General features: G+C 69.1%; 4 protein-coding genes. All 4 read left to right on the top strand.

The annotated features are described in order from the left end of the window. Window positions 1–132: 132 nt before the first annotated feature. The 4 genes from WMF14_RS23560 (at window position 133) to WMF14_RS23545 (ending at window position 20275) form a co-directional block, all read left to right on the top strand. Window positions 133–2025 carry a phosphoenolpyruvate carboxykinase (GTP) gene (locus WMF14_RS23560; RefSeq protein ID WP_373372180.1) on the top strand — a complete coding sequence of 631 codons (1893 nt, stop codon included), beginning with the start codon at window positions 133–135 and terminating at the stop codon, window positions 2023–2025. A 288-nt stretch (window positions 2026–2313) separates the two neighbouring features. Further along, window positions 2314–8028, top strand: coding sequence for a sensor histidine kinase (locus WMF14_RS23555; RefSeq protein WP_437803837.1), 5715 nt, complete (start codon window positions 2314–2316; stop codon window positions 8026–8028). A 102-nt stretch (window positions 8029–8130) separates the two neighbouring features. After that, window positions 8131–13830 (top strand): sensor histidine kinase, encoded by a 5700-nt coding sequence (locus WMF14_RS23550; protein ID WP_437803835.1) that lies wholly within the window; start codon window positions 8131–8133, stop codon window positions 13828–13830. Between the two features lie 742 nt (window positions 13831–14572). Continuing rightward, window positions 14573–20275 carry a sensor histidine kinase gene (locus WMF14_RS23545; protein WP_437803833.1) on the top strand — a complete coding sequence of 1901 codons (5703 nt, stop codon included), beginning with the start codon at window positions 14573–14575 and terminating at the stop codon, window positions 20273–20275. Window positions 20276–20282 lie beyond the last annotated feature (7 nt).

Genomic DNA, 20282 nt, shown 5'->3' with positions numbered 1-20282 from the left:
TTGGCGTCGAGGGCGGGCAGGGCCTGCGCTTTGCAGAGCGCGTTCGACCCAGAGAGCCAGGAGGGTACGCAAGTGTCCGTAGCAGCCAGCCAGAACAGCCAGAGCTCGTTCCACTCGGAGCCGCCGCCGCCGGTGTCGATCCCCGGCCTGCGGGCGAAGATCGCGAACGAGAAGCTCAGGCAATGGATCGCCGAGGTCGTCGCGCTGTGCCAGCCGGACAACGTGCACGTGTGCGACGGCTCGAAAGAGGAGTACGACGCGCTGTGCGACCAGATGGTCAAGGCGGGCACGCTCATCCGCCTGAACCCGGAGAAGCGCCCGGACAGCTACCTCGCGCGCTCGGACCCGAGCGACGTCGCGCGGGTCGAAGACCGCACGTTCATCTGTAGCCGGCGAAAGCAGGACGCCGGCCCCACGAACAACTGGGCCGAGCCGCAGGAGATGAAGGCCACGCTGCGCCGGCTCTTCGCCGGGTCGATGCGGGGCCGCACGCTCTACGTCATCCCCTTCAGCATGGGCCCGATCGGCTCGCCTTACTCGCACATCGGCGTGGAGCTCAGCGACTCGCCGTACGTCGCCGCGAGCATGCGGATCATGACGCGCATGGGGCGCAAGGTGCTCGAGGCGCTCGGCGACGGCGATTTCGTCCCCTGTCTGCACTCGGTCGGCATGCCCCTCGCGCCGGGGCAGGCCGACGTGCCGTGGCCGTGCAACGCGGAGCACAAGTACATCGTCCACTTCCCGGGAGAGCGGCTGATCTGGTCCTACGGGAGCGGCTATGGCGGCAATGCGCTGCTCGGCAAGAAGTGCTTCGCGCTGCGCATCGCCTCGGTCCTCGGCCGGGAGCAGGGGTGGCTCGCGGAGCACATGCTGATCCTGGGGGTCGAGTCGCCGAAGGGCGAGAAGACGTATGTGGCCGCGGCCTTCCCGAGCGCGTGCGGCAAGACGAACTTCGCCATGCTCATCCCGCCGAAGGCGTTCGCGGGCTGGAAGGTCACGACGGTGGGCGACGACATCGCCTGGATGAAGCCGGGGCGGGACGGGCAGCTCTATGCGATCAACCCCGAGGCGGGCTATTTCGGCGTGGCCCCCGGGACGTCGGAGAAGTCGAACGCGAACGCGATGGCGACCATCCGGAAGGGGACGATCTTCACCAACGTGGGGCTCACGCCCGACGGCGACGTCTGGTGGGAAGGGATGACCGACGAGCCGCCGCCGGAGCTCACCGACTGGCAGGGGAAGCACTGGACCCCGGACTGCGGCCGCAAGGCGGCGCACCCGAACGCGCGCTTCACGACGCCTGCGTCGCAGTGTCCGTCGATCGATGCGCGCTGGGACGATCCGAACGGGGTGCCCATCAGCGCGATCGTCTTCGGCGGGCGGCGGGCGACGACGGTGCCGCTCGTCGTCCAGTCGTTCAACTGGAGCTTCGGCGTCTACACGGCGGCGACGATCGGCTCGGAGATGACGGCCGCGGCCGCCGGCACCATCGGCCAGGTGCGCCGCGACCCGATGGCGATGCTGCCCTTCTGCGGCTACCACATGGGCGATTACTTCAACCACTGGCTGCAGATGGGGCGCCAGATCGTCAATCCGCCCCGCATCTTCGCTGTGAACTGGTTCCGCAAGGACGACCAGGGCAACTTCCTCTGGCCGGGCTTCGGGGAGAACATGCGCGTCCTCAAGTGGATCGTCGACCGCGTGCACGGCCGCGGCTTCGCGGAGGAGAGCCCGCTCGGCTGGATGCCGCGCTACGAAGACATCGAGTGGCGGGGCATGGACCGCTTCTCGAAGGAGCAATTCTACCAGCTGATGGCGGTCGACCGCGAGGCGTGGAAGGTCGAGTTCGGCTCGCACGGGGAGCTCTTCGAGCGGCTCTACGACCGGCTGCCCAAGGAGATCCTGCTGATGCGCGAGCTGCTCCTGTCGCAGCTCTGGCGCTCGCCCGAGCGGTGGGAGCTCGCGCCCGAGCGCTACCTCGAGGAGCACGAGGACCACGACGACATCGACGAGCCCGGCGCGTAGAGGCCTCCTCGGGTGAGCGCGCCCGCGCGGTAAGCACCCAGCGAGAGGCGCGCCTCGGAATGGACGTGCCTCCCCCGTGGTAGTCTATCGATAGAGGGGGCGTTGGGTGGCACGACCGTCGGAGACGGTGACCCGGAACGCGGCGCCCGGCGGGCGCCACGCGCTCACGCCGCCGGCGGGGTCGGGTCGCCTCGGCGAGGCGCGCGGGCTCGACCGCGCCTGGGTCGACAGCCGCCGCCATGTCCTGCTAGACCGCCAGGCTCCAGCGCTTCGTGGCGCATCTTCCGCATGGGGCTCGCCATGGACGTGAGCGCTCCCTCTTACCTGGTCACCGAGACGCTTCACGAGGGCCGGCGGGTCAGCCTGCTGCGCGCGGTCCGGAGCGCGGATGGCCTGCCGGTGGTCTTGAAGGTCCTCGACCCGAGGCGCAGCCGCCCGCAGGACATCGAGCGGATGAAGCAGGAATACGCGATCGGCAAGCTGCTCGACCACGAGGCGGTCGTGGCGCCGCTCGCCCTCGAGACGCACGAGGGGCTGCCGGCGCTCGTCCTGGAGGACTTCGGCGGCGAGCCGCTCGATCACCTCATCGGCGCGCCCATGAACGCCGAGCGGTTCCTCGACATCGCGGTCCGCATCGCGGCCTGCGTGGCGGCGATCCACGAGCGGGACGTCCTCCACAAGGATCTCAAGCCGCAGAACATCCTCGTCAACCCGGCCACCGGCCAGGTCAAGCTCGCCGACCTCGGCCTCGCGTCCCGCTTCTCGCGCGAGCAGGCGCCGGCAGGGCCTCCACGGCTCATCGAGGGGTCGTTGCCGTACCTGTCTCCCGAGCAGACAGGGCGAATGAACCGGGCGATCGACAGCCGTGCCGACCTCTACGCGCTCGGCGTGACGTTCTATGAAATGCTCACCGGGCGCCTGCCGTTCGAGGCGCGGGACCCGCTCGAGTGGGTGCACTGTCACGTTGCCCGCGCCCCGCCGGCGCCCTCGGCGCTGGTGCCGGAGCTGCCCGAGGTGCTCTCGGCGCTCGTCCTGAAGCTCCTGGCCAAGACGCCCGAGGATCGCTACCAGACCGCCCGCGGCCTCAAGCACGACCTCGAGCGGTGCGCGACGCAGCGCCGAGCGACCGGCAGGATCGAGCGGTTTCCCCTGGCCGAGCGCGATGTCTCCCGCCGGTTCCAGGTCCCTCAGAAGCTCTACGGCCGCGAGGACGATGTGGCCGCGCTGCTCTGCGCGCTCGAGCGGGTGGTGGCCACGGGCTCCCCGGAGCTCGTCATGGTCGTCGGCTATTCGGGCATCGGCAAGTCGACGCTGGTCCACGAGCTCTACAGGCCGATCGTCCGTGAACGAGCCCTGTTTCTCTCGGGGAAGTTCGACCAGTACAAGCGCGACATCCCCTATTCCACGCTCGTCCAGGCGTTCCGGGAGCTCGTGCTCGAGATCCTCGCCGAGAGCGAGGACCGTATCGTGGCCTTCCGGCAGCGCCTGCTCGGCGCGCTCGGGAGCAACGCACAGCTCATCGTGGAGGCGATCCCCCAGATCGAGCTCGTCATCGGCCGGCAGCCTCCGGTCCCCGAGCTCCCGCCGGCCGAGGCGCAGAGCCGGTTCCGGGTCGTGTTCCGGAGCTTCATCGGGGTGTTCGCCCGGCAGGAGCACCCCCTCGCGCTCTTCCTCGACGATCTCCAGTGGGCCGATCTGGCGAGCCTCGGGCTCCTCCGTGATCTGTTGACGCACCCCGAGACGCATCATCTCCTCGTCATCGGCGCGTACCGCGACAACGAGGTGAGCCCCTCGCACCCGCTCGTGCTGGCGCTCGACCAGGTGCGGAAGGAGGGCGCGCGCATCTCGGACATCGCGCTCGGCCCGCTCTCCCGCGAGCACCTCGCCGCGCTCGTCAGCGACGCACTCCACTGCAGTCGCGAGGACGCCGCGCCGCTCTCGGATCTCGTCCACGAGAAGACGGGCGGCAACCCCTTCTTCGCGATCCAGTTCCTCACCGCGCTGCACGAAGAGCGGCTGATCGCGTTCGACGAGGGCGCCGAGAGGTTTCGGTGGGACGTGGCGAGGATCCGCGGAAAGGGCTTCACCGACAACGTGGTCGACCTGATGGTCGGCAAGCTCGTGCGGCTCTCTCCGAGCACCCAGAGGGCGCTGCAGCAGCTCGCGTGCCTGGGAAACACCGCGGAGGTCGCCCTCCTCGCGATGGTCCGCGGGCGCTCGGAGCAGGACGCGCACGCGGACCTGTGGGAGGCCGTCTCGGCAGGGCTCGTCCAGCGCCTCCCCAGCTCGTACAGATTCATCCATGATCGGGTGCAGGAGGCGGCCTATTCGCTCATCCCCGAAGGCGAGCGGGCGGCGGCGCACCTCGGGATAGGCAGGCTGCTCGCCGCGCGCACGGCGCCCGAGGAGCTCGAGGAGAAGATCTTCGAGATCGTCAATCAGCTCGACCGCGGCGCCCCGCTGATCACGTCACGGGAGGAGCGAGAGCGATGCGCCAGGCTCAACCTCGTTGCCGGCAGGCGCGCCATGGCGTCGGCGGCCTTCGCCTCGGCGCTCACCTACCTCGCCGCCGGCGCCGCGTTCCTGGAGAACGACCGCTGGGAGCGGCAGTATGAGCTCGCCTTCGCGCTCGAGCTGCGCCTGGCAGAGTGCGAGTACCTGACCGGGGAGCTCGGGGCGGCGGAGGAGCGGCTCTCGATGCTCTCGCGCCGCGCAGGGAGCCTCGTCGACGCGGCGGCGGTCGCGTGTGTGCGCGCGGACCTCTACACGACGCTGGATCGGAGCGAGCTCGCCGTCGAGATCTGCCTCGATGTCCTGCGGCGCGTCGGCGTCGCGTGGTCGCCGCACCCGACGGAGGAGGAGGTCCAGAAGGAGTACGAGCGGCTGTGGGATCAGCTCGGGAGCAGGCCGATCGAGGCGCTCGTGGACTTGCCCCCGATGACCGATCCGGCGATTCGCGCGATCATGGACATCCTCAACTGGGGCCAGGCGCCGGCCTTGTTCACCGACCAGAAGCTGCACAGCCTCCTCGTCGGTCGCATGGTGAACCTGAGCCTCGAGCATGGGAACAGCGACGGATCGTGCTTCGGCTATGTGCAAGTCGGCGCGGTCCTCGGCTCGCGCTTCGGCGACTACCGCGCGGGGTACCGCTTCGGCAAGCTCGGCCTCGATCTGGTGGACAAGCATGGGCTCGACCGCTTCAAGGCCCGCGTCTACCTGGACTTCGGAGTCCTGGTCAATCCCTGGACGAGGCACGTGCGCACCTGCATCGAGCTCCTGCGGCGCGTCTTCGACATGGCGAGCGAGACCGGTGACCTCACCTTCGCAGCCTTTGCCCGCAATGCCTCTATCGTGATGCTGCTCGCCAAGGCGGAGCCGCTCGGGGACGTGCAGCACGAAGCCGAGAGCGCGCTCGCTTTCGTACGGAAGGCGAGGTTCGGTCTCATCATCGATTGCGTCATCGCGCAGCTGCAGCTCATCCGGTGCCTCCGCGGTCTGACGCCCAGCTTCTCCTCCTTCAACGACGCGACCTTTGACGAGGCCAGGTTCGAGCAGCACCTGGAGAGCGATCCGCGCCTCTCGGTCGCCGCCTGCTGGTACTGGATCTGCAGGCTCCAGGCGCACTTCCACGCCGGCGATTACGCTTCTGCCCTCGCCGTGGCGACGAAGGTGGAGCGGCTCCTCTGGGCGGTGCAGTCGTTCTTCTACGTGAGCGATTACCATTTCTATGGCGCGCTCGCGCGGGCGGCGTGCTGCGATGTGGCGCCCGCGTCGAACGACGAGCGGCGCCAGCACCTCGCGGCGCTCGCAGCCCACCGCGAGCAAATCGAGGTCTGGGCTGCGAGCTGCCCAGAGAACTTCGGCAGCCGCGCCGCGCTCGTCGGCGCCGAGATCGCGCGCCTCGAGGGCCGGGCTCTCGACGCCGAGCTCCTCTACGAAGCGGCGATCCGCGCTGCGCGCGAGAGCGGCTTCGTCCATGGCGAGGCGCTCGCGTACGAGGTCGCGTCGAGGTTCTACCGGGCGCGGGGGCTCGACGCATTCGCCGCGACGTACCTCCGCGAGGCCCACGCCTGCTACGCGCGCTGGGGGGCGGACGGCAAGGTCCAGCGGATCGAGCAGCGGAATCCTCGCCTCTGGGAGGCGAGGACGCTCGCCCAGGCCGCCACCTTCGCGGCGCGGTCCGAGGAGATCGACCTGCTCTCGGTGATCAAGGCGTCTCAGGCCATCTCGAGCGACATCGTCCTCGACAAGCTGCTGTGCACGCTGCTCACGGTCGTCCTCGAGCAGGGCGGCGCGCAGAGAGCTTGCCTCGTCCTGGTTCAGCGCGAGCGCCTCTCGATAGAAGCCGAGGCTGCCCTCGAAGAACGCGCGGCGGCGACGACCGTCCTCCCGCGTTCGGCGGAGGAGGTGTCGCGGCGCGTCCCCGCGTCGCTCGTCCGCTACGTACACCGCACGAAGGAGCGCGTCATCCTGCACGACGCGGCGGCCGATGCGGGGAAGTTTTCCGGAGACGAGTACTTCGCGCGGCGCAGGACCCGGTCGCTCCTCTGCGTGCCCATCCTGAGGCGGGCCGAGGTGGCAGGCATACTCTACCTCGAGAATGATCTGCTCGCCGGCGCGTTCACGCAGGACAGGCTCACCGCCCTCTCGCTCCTCGCCACACAGGCGGCGATCTCGCTGGAGAACGCGCGGCTGCTCTCCGGGGAGCAGTCCGCGCGGAACGCGGCCGAGGCGGCGGAGCGGCGCGCCGCCTTCCTGGCGGAGGCCGGGGACATCCTCTCCGGGTCGCTCGATGACAGAGAGACGCTGTCGTGCATCGCGCGGCTGTCGGTCCGAACGTTCTGCGACTGGTGCATCATCGACCTCGTGGAAGGCGGGGTGATCCGCCGGCTCTCCTGGGCGCACCGAGATCCTGCCAAGGAGTCGTTGCTCGCGGAGCTACAGCGGCGGTATCCGCCTGACTGGGATTCGCCTCACCCGGCGCTCAAGGCCCTGCGGGGCGGTGAGCCGCTCCTGTTCGCCGACGTCTCCGACGAAGTCCTCCGGGAATACGCCGAGGACGACGGGCACGCGAGGCTCATCCGCGAGCTCGGGGCGGTGAGCTCGATCATCGTGCCGCTGGTGGCGCGGGGACAGAGGATCGGCGTGCTGAACATCGTCTCGTGCGTGCCGGAGCATCGCTACGGGGACGCCGATCTCGCGCTCGTGCAGGAGGTGGCGCGCCGGGCGGCAATCGCGATCGACAATTCGCGGCTCTACCGCGCTGCCCAGGACGCCATCTGCGTGCGGGACGAGTTCCTGACGGTGGCGACGCACGAGCTCAACACGCCGATGACGTCGCTCACGCTCACGCTCGAGGCCGTGGATCGGGCCCTCCAACCGGGTCGCTCATGGGATCCGCAGGCCATGCGCAGGCAGGTCGACCGCGCGCTGCGGCAGGTGGCGCGCCTGACCCGCCTGAACAGCGAGCTCCTCGACGTCTCGCGGATCAACGCGGCTCGGCTGTCGCTCGAGGTCGCGGAGGTCGACCTGGTGGCGGTCGTGCGCGAGGTGATCGCGCGGTTCAAGCTGGATCTGGCGCGCGCCGGGTGCTCGGTCTCGCTGCTGGGCGGCGGCCGGCGCATCGTGGGGCTCTGGGATCGCTCGCGGGTCGACCAGATCGTCTCGAACCTCCTCGCCAATGCGATCAAGTTCGGCGCGGGAAATCCCGTCGAGATCTCCGTCGGGGAGGAGGCCGAGACGGCGCGGCTCGCGATCAGGGATCATGGGATCGGGATCGACCCGGCGCGCCAGCAGCAGATCTTCGAGCGGTTCGAGCGCGCGGTGTCCGACAGGCACTACGGCGGGCTGGGGCTCGGGCTGTACATCAGCCGCCGGATCGCAGAGGCGCACGGCGGCTCGATCTGCGTGGAGAGCGCGCTCGGCGCCGGGGCGACGTTCATCGTCGAGCTGCCGCGGAGCGGACCGCCGCGCGGGGCCGAGCCGCGCGCCCTGCCGGGCTGAGCGGCGCGCGCTGGACGGTCCCGCGTGGTATCTCCATGTCCCGCCAAGCCGCCGGGCGCCGGCGCTTCGCGGCGTGTCTTCCCCATCGGTGTCCGCATCGACATGAGCGCTGTGTGCCCCTACACGATCACCGAGACGCTTTACGAGGGCGAACGGACCCGCCTTCTGCGTGCGGTCCGGAGCGCCGATGGCCTGCCGGTGGTCTTGAAGGTCCTCGACCCGAGGCGCAGCCGCCCGCAGGACATCGAGCGGCTGAAGAACGAGCACGCGATTGGCAAGCTGCTGGACCACGAGGCCGTCGTGGCGCCGCTCGCGCTCGAGACGCACGAGGGGCTGCCGGCGCTCGTCATGGAGGATTTCGGCGGCGAGTCGCTCGACCACCTCATCGGCGTGCCCATGGACGCCGAGCGGTTCCTCGACCTCGCGGTCCGCATCGCGGCCTGCGTGGCGGCGATCCATGAGCGGGACGTCATCCACAAGGATCTCAAGCCGCAGAACATCCTCGTCAACGCAGTCACCGGCCAGGTGAAGCTCGCCGGCTTCGGCCTCGCGTCCCGCTTCTCCCGCCAGCAGCCACCGACAGGGCCTCCGCGGCTCATCGAGGGGTCGTTGCCGTACCTGTCTCCCGAGCAGACGGGGCGAATGAACCGGGGGATCGACAGCCGCGCCGACCTCTACGCGCTCGGCGTGGCGTTCTACGAGATGCTGACCGGGCGCCTGCCGTTCGAGGCGCAGGATCCGCTGGAGTGGGTGCATTGCCACGTGGCGCGCCTCCCGCGGCCGCCCTCGGCGCTGGGACCGGAGCTGCCCGAGGTGCTCTCGGCGCTCGTCCTGAAGCTCCTGGCCAAGATGGCGGAAGATCGCTACCAGACCGCCCGCGGCCTCAAGCACGACCTCGAGCGGTGCGTGGCGCAGCGCCGAGCGACCGGCAGGATCGAGCCATTCCCGTTGGCCGAACGCGATGTCTCCGGCCGCTTCCAGATCCCTCAGAAGCTCTATGGCCGCGAGGGCGACGTGGCCGCGCTGCTCTGCGCGTTCGAGCGCGTGGTGGCCACGGGAGCCCCCGAGCTCGTCCTCGTCTCCGGCTATTCCGGCATCGGCAAGTCGGCGCTTGTGCACGAGCTCTACAGGCCGATCGTCCGGGAACGAGCCCTGTTTCTTTCGGGCAAGTTCGAGCAATACAAGCGCGATATCCCTTACGCCACGCTCGTCCAGGCGTTCCGGGGGCTCGTGCTCGAGATCTGCGCAGAGACAGAGGATCGGATCGCGGCCTTCCGGCAGCGATTGCTCGGCGCCCTCGGGAGCAACGGACAGCTCATCGTGGAGGTCATTCCCCAGGTCGAGCTCATCATCGGCCGGCAACCGTCGGTCCCCGAGCTTCCGCCGATCGAGGCGCAGAACCGGTTCCGCGTCGTGTTCCGGCACTTCATCGGGGTGTTCGCCCGGCAGGAGCACCCCCTCGCGCTTTTCCTCGACGATCTCCAGTGGACCGATTCGGCGAGCCTCGGGCTCCTTGGCGATCTGTTGACGCACCCCGATACGCGCAATCTCCTCGTCATCGGCGCGTACCGCGACAACGAGGTGAGCCCCTCGCACCCGCTCATGGTGGCGATCGAGCAGGTGCGGAAGGAGGGCGCGCGCATCTCGGACATCGCGCTCGGCCCGCTCTCCCGAGAGCACCTCGCCGCGCTCGTGAGCGACGCGCTTCGCTGCCGCCGCGAGGACGCCGCGCCGCTCTCGGCCCTCGTTCACGAGAAGACGGCGGGCAACCCCTTCTTCGCTATCCAGTTCCTCACCGCGCTGCACGAAGAGCGGCTGATCGAGTTCGACGAGGGCGCCGAGAGGTTTCGGTGGGACGTGGCGAGGATCCGCGGAAAGGGCTTCACCGACAATGTGGTCGACCTGATGGTCGGCAAGCTCGTGCGGCTCCCTTCGAGCACGCAGAGGGCGCTGCAGCAGCTCGCCTGTCTGGGGAACACCGCGGCGGTCGCCTTGCTGACGACGGTCCGCGGCGGCTCGGAGGAGGAGGTGCACGCGGATCTCCGGGACGCAGCGCACGAGGGGCTCGCCTTCCGTCTGGACGGCACGTACAAGTTCCTCCACGACAGGGTGCAGGAGGCGGCCTATTCGCTCATTCCCGAAGGTGAGCGGGCGGCGGTGCACCTCGGGATAGGCAGGCTGCTCGCGTCGCGCACGGCGCCGGAGGAGCTGGAGGAGAAGATCTTCGAGATCGTCAACCAGCTCAACCGGGGGGCCGCGCTGATCACGGCGCGCGAGGAGCGCGAGCGGGCGGCTGAGCTCAATCTCATCGCCGGCAAGCGCGCAAAGGGGTCTACGGCCTACGCGTCGGCGCTGAAGTACTTCGCCGCGGGCGCGGCGTTCCTGGAAGAGGACAGCTGGGACCGGCGGTACGAGCTCACCTTCGCGCTCGCGTACCACTGGGCCGGGTGCGAGTTTCTGACCGGCGAGCTCGGGGCGGCGGAGGAGCGGCTTTCAGCGCTCGCGCGCCGCGCCGGGAGCCTCGCCGACGTCGCCGCCGTCGCGTGCGCGCGCGTGGATCTCTACACGACGCTGGATAGAAGCGAGATCGCCGTCGAGATCTGCCTCGAGGTCTTGCGGCGCATCGGCGTCGACTGGTCGCCGCACCCGATGGACGAGGAGGTCCGGCAGGAATACGAGCGGATGTGGCAAAGGCTCGGGAGCCGCCCGATCGAGGAGATCCTCGATTTGCCCCCGATGACCGATCCGGACTGCCGCGCCATCATCGACGTCCTCACGTCGTGCGACGCGGCGGCTTTGTTCACCGACGAGAACCTGCTCTGCCTCATGAACGCTCGCGTGGCGAACCTCAGCTTCGAGCATGGCAACAGCGATGGATCGTGCCTCGCCTACGTCCGGGTCGGGACGAGCCTTGGGCCACGCTTCGGCGACTACCGCGCGGGGTTTCGCTTCGGCAAGCTCGGCCTCGATCTGGCGGAGAAGCGAGGACTGGTCCGCTTCAAGGCCCGCGTCGACCTGGTCTTCTGGTACGTGATCAGTCCTTGGACGAGGCACATGCGCACCAGCGTCGGGCCCTTGCGACGCTCCTTCTACGCGGCGGAGGAGACCGGCGATCTCACGTATTCGTCCTGTATCCCCACGGCCCTGGTCGCGCTCCTCCTCGCCGAGGGAGATCCGCTCGGCGAGGTGCAGCGAGAAGCCGAGAGCGGGCTCGAATTCACGCGGAAGGCGAGGTTCGGCCTCGCCATCGACACCATCACCACGCTGCTGCAGCTCACCCGGACGCTCCGTGGATTGACGCCGGCGTTCGGCTCGTTCAGCGACGACCACTTCGACGAGCGCCGGTTCGAGCGGCGCCTCGAGGACGATCCGCGCCTGGCGTACGCCAAGTGCTTGTACTGGATCCGCAAGGTGCAAGCGCATTTTTGCGCAGGTGACTACGCTGCTTCCATCGAGGCCGCAGCGAGAGCGCAGCCGGTTCTCTGCATGATGCCGTCGTTCCTCGATGTCGCCGAGTACCATTTCTATAGCGCGCTCGCGCACGCGGCCTGCCACGACGCGGCGGCCGCCGACGAGCGACCCCCGCACCTGACAGCGCTCGTCGCCCACCGCGAGCGGCTCGGGGTCTGGGCCGAGAACTGCCCCGAAAACTTCGGCGACCGCGCCGCGCTGGTGGACGCCGAGGTCGCGCGCATCCGCGGCGAATGGGACAAGGCGGCGCAGCTGTACGAGCAGGCGATGCGCTCGGCGCGCGAGAGCGGCTTCGTCCACACCGAGGCGCTGGCCTACGAGATCGCGTCGAGGTCCTACCGGGCGCGGGGGTTCGGTCTGATCGCGGACACGTACCTGCGCGAGGCCCGCGCCTGCTACACCCGCTGGGGGGCGGACGGCAAGGTCAAGCAGATCGACCAGCAGAATCCCCGCCTCTGGGACACGAGGCCGCTCGCCCAGGCCGCCACCTTCGCGGCGCGGTCCGAGGAGCTCGACCTGCTCTCGGTGATCAAGGCATCGCAGACCATCTCGGGCGAAATCGTCCTCGACAAGCTGCTGCGCACGCTGCTCACGTCCGTCCTCGAGCAGGGGGGCGCGCAGCGAGCATGCCTGATTCTATGTCAGGGCACGCGCCTCGCCATCGAAGCGGAGGCGACGCTCGACGAGAACGAGAGGGGGGTGACGACGACCCTCCTTGCGTCCTCGCTGGGGGAGTCTTCATGGCAGCGGGTCCCCAGCTCACTCGTTCATTATGTGCAGCGGACGAAGGAGCGCGTCATCCTGCACGATGCGGCCGTCGACGCGGGCAAGTTCTCCAGCGACGACTACTTCGCACGGCGTCGGTCCAAATCACTCCTCTGCGTGCCCATCCTGAGGCAGGCGGAGGTGGCGGGCATACTCTACCTCGAGAACAACCTCCTCGCCGGAGCGTTCACGCCGGATCGGCTCACCGCGCTCTCGCTCCTCGCCACACAGGCAGCCGTCTCCTTGGAGAACGCTCGGCTCCTCGCCAAGGAGCAGTCCGCGCGGACCGCGGCCGAGTCCGCGGAGCGGCGCGCGGCCTTCCTGGCCGAGGCGGGGGAGATCCTCTCTGCATCTCTCGATTGCGGAGGGACGCTGTCGCGCGTCGCGCGGCTGTCGGTGCTCACGCTCTGCGACTGGTGCGCCATCGACGTCCTGGAAGGTGGAGCGATCCGGCGGCTGTCCTGGGCGCACAGGGACCCGTCGAAGGAGCCGCTTATCGAGGAGCTGGAGCGGCGGTATCCCTCTCGCTGGGAATCGCGTCGCCCGGCACCCAGGGTCCTCCGGACCGGCGAGCCGCTCCTGCTCCCCGAGATCTCCGAAGAGGCTCTCCGGAAGCACTGCGAGGATGGCTATCACGAGAGGCTTATGCGCGAGCTCGGGACGCACAGCGTCATCGTCGTGCCGCTGCTGGCGCGTGGAGAGCCGATCGGGGCGCTGAGCGTCGTCTCGTCCGCGCCGGAGCGCCGCTACGGGGAAGCCGATCTCGAGCTCGTGCAGGAGGTGGCGCGCCGTACGGCGATCGCGATCGACAATGCGCGGCTCTACAGTGCTGCCCAGGAGGCCGTCCGCGCGCGGGACGAGTTCCTGACCGTGGCGACGCACGAGCTCAACACGCCGATGACGTCGCTGACGCTCACGCTCGAGGCCATGGATCGGGCCGTCCGATCGGGTCGGCTTCGGGATCCGCAGGCCATCGGCAGGCAGATCGACCGCGCTCTGCGGCAAGCGACGCGCCTGACCCGCCTGAACAACCAGCTCCTCGACGTCTCGCGGATCCACGCGGATCGGCTCCCGCTCGAGGTCGAGGAGGTGGACCTCAGGGCGGTCGTCCGCCGCGTGATTGCGCGATTGAAGCTGGATCTGGCGCGCGCCGGGTGCTCGGTCTCGCTACGGGACGGCGGCCGGATCGTGGGCCTCTGGGATCGCTTCGGCATCGATCAGATCGTGACGAACCTGCTCGCCAATGCGATCAAATTCGGCGCGGGCAATCCCATCGATATCTCCCTCGGCGAGGAGGCCGGGACGGCGCGGCTCTCGGTCCGGGATCACGGGATCGGCGTCGACCCGGCGCGCCAGGAGCAGATCTTCGAGCGGTTCGAGCGCGCCGTGTCTGACAGGCACTACGGCGGGCTGGGGCTCGGCCTGTACATCAGCCGCAGGATCGCGGAGGCGCACGGCGGCTCGATCCGAGTCGAGAGCGCGCTCGGCGCCGGAGCGACGTTCATCGTCGAGCTGCCGCGCGCCAGACCGCCGCGCGGGGCAGAGCAGGGCGCCCCGCCGGGCTGAGCGGCGCTTCCAGGCGTCCTCACGCCGGCTCGTCGCGCTCCGGGTCGATTGCACGAGCACCTCTGCGTCGGGCTCGACGGCGAGGATGGCGTCGCGCGCGCGGTCGCCGGTCGCGTGCGCGGATGCCCTGGCGCGCTCGCTCGAGGTCGAGCTGGGCAGCGGCGTTCTCCCGCGAGATCTGCCGGATGATGCAGTGACGGCCGCTCCGAAGCGGGGCGCGGTGCGGATAGAGATCCATGGCGGCCTCCGAGGCGACCCGCGGCGGCGAGCCCCGCTCGAGCGGCAAATTCCCTGTTCGAGCGGGAACGATCCCCGCTCCCTTGTGGCGCTACGGACGTGCCAGCGCCGGCCCGCTCAGTCGAGCCGTGTTTTCGACAGATCGAGCAGGCGCACGCTGGCGGTGCCTCGACCTCCGCGGCCGCGCCGCGGCGCCGGGGTGGGAGCGGACGGGCGTACACATGAGCCAGTGATCCCTGCTCGTCGGCGCCTGAGAGGCGCACTGCGGAACTGCCGGGCCTCAGCCGTGGTATCCATGGAGGGGGCCTCGGATGGCACGACCGCGGGAGACCGTGACAGGGAATGCGGTGCCCGGCCTGGGCCATGCGCTCACGCCGGTCGTGCGGCTGCGTCGCCTCGGCGAGGCGCGCGGACTCGACCGTTCCGGCGTCGACAGCTCTCATGTCCCACGGAGCTGCTGGGCGCCAGCGCTGCATGGCGTGTCCTCCTCGGGGAGATGCTCCCCATGGAGGTGAGCCTGGCCTCCTCCTACGCGATCACCGAGACCCTCCACGAAGGCCAGAAGACCAGCCTGCTTCGCGCGATCCGGAGCGCCGATCGCTGCTCGGTGATCTTGAAGGTCCTCGACCCGAGGCGCAGCTGCCCGAAGGACATCGAGCGCCTGAAGCACGAGTATGCGATCGGCAAGGCGCTGAGCCACGAGGCCATCGTGGCGCCGCTCGCCCTCGAGACGTACGAGGGGCTGCCGGCGCTCGTCATGGAGGATTTCGGCGGCGAGTCGCTCGACCACTTCATGGACGCGCCCATGAACATCGAGCGGTTCCTCGACCTCGCGGTTCGTATCGTGGCCGGCGTGGCGGAGCTCCACCAGCGGGACATTATCCACAAGGATCTCAAGCCCCAGAACATCCTCGTCAACGCAGCTACCGGCCAGGTCAAGCTCGCCGACTTCGGCCTCGCGTCCCGCCTCTCCCGCGAGCAGCCGCCGGCAGGGCCTCCCGGGCTCATCGAGGGCTCCTTGCCGTACCTGGCTCCGGAGCAGACGGGGCGGATGAACCGGGCGATCGACAGCCGCACCGATCTCTATGCGCTCGGGGTCACGTTCTACGAGATGCTCACCGGGCGCCTGCCGTTCGAGGCGCGGGACCCGCTCGAGTGGGTGCACTGTCACATCGCCCGCGTCCCGCCGCCGCCCTCCGCACTCGTCCCGGAGCTGCCCGAGGTCGTCTCGGCGCTCGTCCTGAAGCTCCTGGCGAAGATGGCGGAGGATCGCTACCAGACCGCGCGCGGCCTCAAGCACGATCTCGAGCGGTGCCTTTCGGAGTGGCGGGCCACCGGCCGGATCGAGCCGTTCCCCTTGGCCGAGCGCGACGTCTCCGACCGCTTCGAGATCCCTCAGAAGCTCTATGGCCGCGAGGAGGAGGTGGTCGCGCTGCTGCGCGCGTTCGAGCGCGTGATGGGCACGGGAGTCCCCGAGCTCGTCCTGGTCTCCGGCTATTCGGGCATCGGCAAGTCGGCGCTGGTCCGCGAGCTGTACAAGCCGATTGTCCGGGAGCGAGCGTTCTTTCTTTCGGGGAAGTTCGATCAGTACAAGCGCGACATCCCATACTCCACGCTCGTCCATGCCTTCCAGGAGCTCGTGCGGGAGATCCTCGCGGAGGATGAGGACCGGATCGCGGCCTTCCGGCAGCGGCTGCTCGGCGCCCTCGGGAGCAATGGACAGCTCATCGTGGAGGTTATCCCTCAGCTCGAGCTCGTCGTCGGCCGGCAACCGCCGGTTCCTGAGCTCCCGCCGATGGAGGCGCAGAACCGGTTCCGCATCGTATTCCGGCACTTCATCGGGGTGTTCGCCCGGAAGGAGCATCCCCTCGCGCTCTTCCTCGACGATCTCCAGCGGACCGATTCTGCGAGCCTCGGGCTCCTTCATGATCTGGTGACGCACCCCGAAACGCGTTATCTCCTCGTCATAGGCGCGTACCGCGACAACGAGGTGCCACCATCGCATCCGCTCATGCTGACGCTCGACCAGGCGCGGAACGAGGGGGCGCGCGTCACGGACATCGTGCTCGGCTCGTTGTCCCGGGACCACCTCGCCGCGCTCGTCAGCGACGCGCTTCGCTGCCGCCGCGAGGACGCCGCGCCGCTCTCGAACCTCGTTTACGAGAAGACGGACGGCAACCCGTTCTTCGCGATCCAGTTCCTCTCCGCGCTGCACGAAGAGCGGTTGATCGAGTTCGACGAGCGTGTCGAGTCCTTCCGGTGGGACGTGGCGAAGATCCGCGAGAAGGGGTTCACCGACAACGTGGTCGATCTGATGGTCGGCAAGCTCGCGCGGCTCGTTCGGCGCACCCAGGGAGCGCTGACGCAGCTCGCCTGCCTGGGAAATACCGCGGAGGTCGCCCTCTTGACGATGGTTCACGGCGGCTCCGAGGAGGACGTGCACGCGGATCTCTGGGACGCAGTTCATGAGGGGCTCGTTTTTCGCTTGAACGGCGCGTACAAGTTCCTCCACGACCGCATCCAGGAGGTGGCCTATTCGCTCATCCCCGAAGGCGAGCGGGCGGCAGTGCATCTCGGGATCGGCCGGCTGCTCGCGTCCCATACGCCACCCGAAGAGCTCGAGGCGAAGATCTTCGAGATCGTGAACCAGCTCAACCGCGGCGCCGGGCTCATCACGTCGCGGGGCGAGCGAGAGCGGGTCGCGGAGCTCAATCTCATCGCGGGCAAGCGCGCCAAGGGGTCGACCGCCTACGCCTCGGCGCTGGCGTACTTCGCCGCCGGCGCGGCGCTCCTCACCGGGGACAGCTGGTCACTTCGTTACGAGCTCACCTTCGCGCTCGAGCTTCACCGGGCCGAGTGCGAGTACCTGACCGGCGAGCTGTCGACAGCGGAGGAGCGGCTAGCCATGCTCTCGCGCCGTGCCCGGAACGTCGTCGACTTCGCCGCCGTCACGTGCGTGCGCATGGCCCTTTACGCGACGCGGGATCAGAGCGACTGTAGCGTGGAGGCGTGCCTCGAGTACCTCAAGCGCGTCGGCGTCGGATGGCCGCCGCACCCGACGGAGGCGGATGTCCAGCAGGAATACGAGCGGATGTGGCGAACGCTCGGGAACCGCCCGATCGAGGAGCTCCTCGACTTGCCCCTGATGACCGACCCGGACTGCCGCGCGACCATGGACGTCCTCTCGTCGTGCGATGTGCCGGCCTTGTTCTCCGACAAGAACCTGCTGAGCCTCCTGGTCGCTCGCATGGTGAACCTCAGCCTCGAGCGAGGCAACAGCGATGCATCATGCCTCGCCTACGTCCGGCTCGGCTCGCTCCTCGGATCGCACTTCGGCGATTACCGGGCGGGGTTTCGCTTCGGCAAGCTCGGCCTCGATCTGATGGAGAAGCGCGCGATACTCCGCTTCAAGGCCCGCGTCTATTTTGTCTTCTGGTACACCATCAATCCCTGGGCGAGGCACGTGCGCACCAGCGTCGGTCCATTACGACGCGGCTTTTGCGCGGCGCAGGAGAACGGCGATCTCACGTATTCGTCCTATCTGTCCGCCGTCTTGGTGACGCTCCTCCTCATGGAGGGAGATCCGCTCGACGAGGTGCAGCGAGAGGCCGAGGGGGCCCTCGAGTTCACGCGGAAGGCGAAGTTCGGCGTCCTCGTCGACCTCATCACCGGACAGCTCAGGTTCATCCGGACGCTCCGGGGGCTCTTGCCGGATTTCGGCTCCTTCAACGATGACTACTTCGAAGAGGGCCGGTTCGAGCGGCGCCTCGAGGGCGATCCGCGCCTCTCAATCGCCGCGGGCTGGTACTGGCTCCACAAGCTGCAAGCGCGTTGCTACGCGGGTGATTACGCCTCTGCCGTCGAGGCCGGGGCGAAGGCGCAGCGGCTCCTCCGGACGTCGCCGGTGTTCCTCGCACGCACCGAATACCATTTCTATAGTGCGCTCGCGCGGGCGGCGCGCCACGACGCGGCACCTCCATCCTCCGACGAGCGGTCGCAGCACCTCACGGCGCTCGTCACCCACCACCAGCAACTCGAGATCTGGGCTTCGAGCTGCCCGGAAAACTTCCGCGATCGCGCGGCGCTGGTCGGCGCCGAGATTGCGCGCATCGGCGGCAAATGGGACAAAGCGGAGCATCTGTACGAGCAGGCCATCCACTCCGCGCGCGAAAGCGGCTTTGTCCACAACGAGGCGCTGGGCTACGAGATCGCCTCGAGATTCTACCGGGCGCGGGGGTTCGACCTGATTGCCGACACGTACCTTCGCGAGGCGCGCGCCTGTTACGCCCGCTGGGGGGCGGACGGCAAGGTCAAGCAGATCGACCAGCAGAATCCGCACCTTCGGGATACGAGGCCGATCGCCCAGGCCGCCTCGTTCGCGGCGCGATCCGAGCAGCTCGACCTGCTCGCGGTGATCAAGGCATCGCAGACCCTGTCGAGCGAGCTCGTCCTCGACAAGCTGCTCCGCACGCTGCTCACGGTCGTCCTCGAGCAGGGGGGCGCACAGAGGGTTTGCCTCCTCCTGTACCAGGACGAGCGTCTCTCCATCGAGGCGGAGGCCACCCTCGAAGAGAGAGGGGCGGCGACGATGATCCTCCCGCCGAGGGCGGAGGATTGCTCGCGGCGCGTCCCCATGTCGCTCGTCCGCTACGTGCAGCGGACGAAGGAGCGCGTCATCCTGAGCGATGCCGCGGCTGATGCGGGCAGGTTCTCTGGCGATGACTACCTCGCGCGGTATAGGCCCAAGTCGCTGCTCTGCGTGCCCGTCCTGAGGCAGGGCGAGATGGTGAGCCTACTCTACCTCGAGAACAACCTCGTCGAGGGCGCGTTCACGCCGGAGCGGCTCACCGCGCTCTCGCTCCTCGCCACGCAAGCAGCGATCTCCCTGGAGAACGCGCGGCTGCTCTCCAAGGAGCAGGCCGAGCGGACCGCGGCCGAGGCGGCGGAGCGGCGCGCGGCCTTCCTGGCCGAGGCCGGGGAGATCCTCGCCGGGTCGCTCGATTACGCCGAGACGCTCTCGCGCGTCGCACGGCTATCGGTGCGATCGCTCTGCGACTGGTGCGTCATCGACCTGGTGGAAGGCGGAGAGATCCGGCGAATCTCATGGGCACACAGAGACCCTGCGAAGGAGTTATTGTTGGAGGAACTAGAGCGGCGGTATCCTCCTGGCCAGGCTTCGCCCCGCCCGGCCGCTAGGGTCCTGCGGAGCGGCGTGCCACTCCAGGTCCCCGAAGTCTCCGAGGCGGTCCTCCGGCAATACTGCGAGGACGACGGGAAGGCCAGGCTCCTCCGCGAACTCGGGATCCACAGCTTCATCACCGTACCGCTCGTGGCGCGGGGACAGGCGATCGGGATGCTGAGCGTCGTCTCGTCCGTGCCGGAGCGCCGCTACGGGGATGCCGATCTCGAGCTCATCCAGGAAGTGGCGCGCCGGGCCGCGATCGCGATCGACAATGCGCGGCTCTACCGCGCCGCCCAGGAGGCCATCCGCGCGCGGGACGAGTTCCTCACCGTGGCGACGCACGAGCTCAACACGCCGATGACGTCGCTCACGCTCTCGCTCGAGGGGTTGAATCGGACCCTCCAATCGGGTCGCCCCTTGGACCCGCAGGCCATGGGCAGGCAGGTCGACCGCGCCCTGCGGCAGACCGCGCGCCTGACCCGCCTGAACAGCGAGCTGCTCGACGTCTCGCGGATCAACGCGTCTCGGCTCTCGCTCGACGTCGCGGATGTCGACCTGGTAGCGGTCGTCCGTGACGTGCTCGCGCGATTCAAGCTGGATCTGGCGCGCGCCGGCTGCTCCGTCTCGCTGCGGGACCGCGGCCGGGTCGTGGGCCTCTGGGATGCTTCCCGCGTGGACCAGATCGTCTCGAAGCTGCTCGCGAACGCGCTCAAATTCGGGGCGGGCAAGCCCGTGGAGATCTCCATCGGCGAGGAGGGCGGGACGGCGCGGCTGGCCGTCCGGGATCACGGGATCGGGATCGACCCTGCGCGTCAGGCGCAGATCTTCGAGCGGTTCGAGCGCGCCGTGTCCAACCGGCACTACGGCGGGCTGGGGCTCGGGCTGTACATCAGCCGCCGGATCGCGGAGGCGCACGGCGGCTCGATCCGCGTCGAGAGCGCGCTCGGCGCCGGGGCGACGTTCATCGTCGAGCTGCCGCGGGCCGGACCGCCGCGCGGGGCCGAGCCGCGCGCCCTGCCGAGCTGAGCGGCGC

It is taken from the genome of Sorangium sp. So ce693 (assembly GCF_051521375.1).
GTDB classification, from domain to species: domain Bacteria; phylum Myxococcota_A; class Polyangia; order Polyangiales; family Polyangiaceae; genus Sorangium; species Sorangium atrum.
This window is presented reverse-complemented; position numbering and strand designations above follow the sequence as displayed.

Excerpts from the sequence above, each read along its gene's own strand:
- WMF14_RS23555 (WP_437803837.1), top strand. The coding sequence starts at position 2,314 with ATGGGGCTCGCCATGGACGTGAGCGCTCCCTCTTACCTGGTCACCGAG.
- WMF14_RS23550 (WP_437803835.1), top strand. The coding sequence starts at position 8,131 with ATGAGCGCTGTGTGCCCCTACACGATCACCGAGACGCTTTACGAGGGC.
- WMF14_RS23545 (WP_437803833.1), top strand. The coding sequence starts at position 14,573 with ATGGAGGTGAGCCTGGCCTCCTCCTACGCGATCACCGAGACCCTCCAC.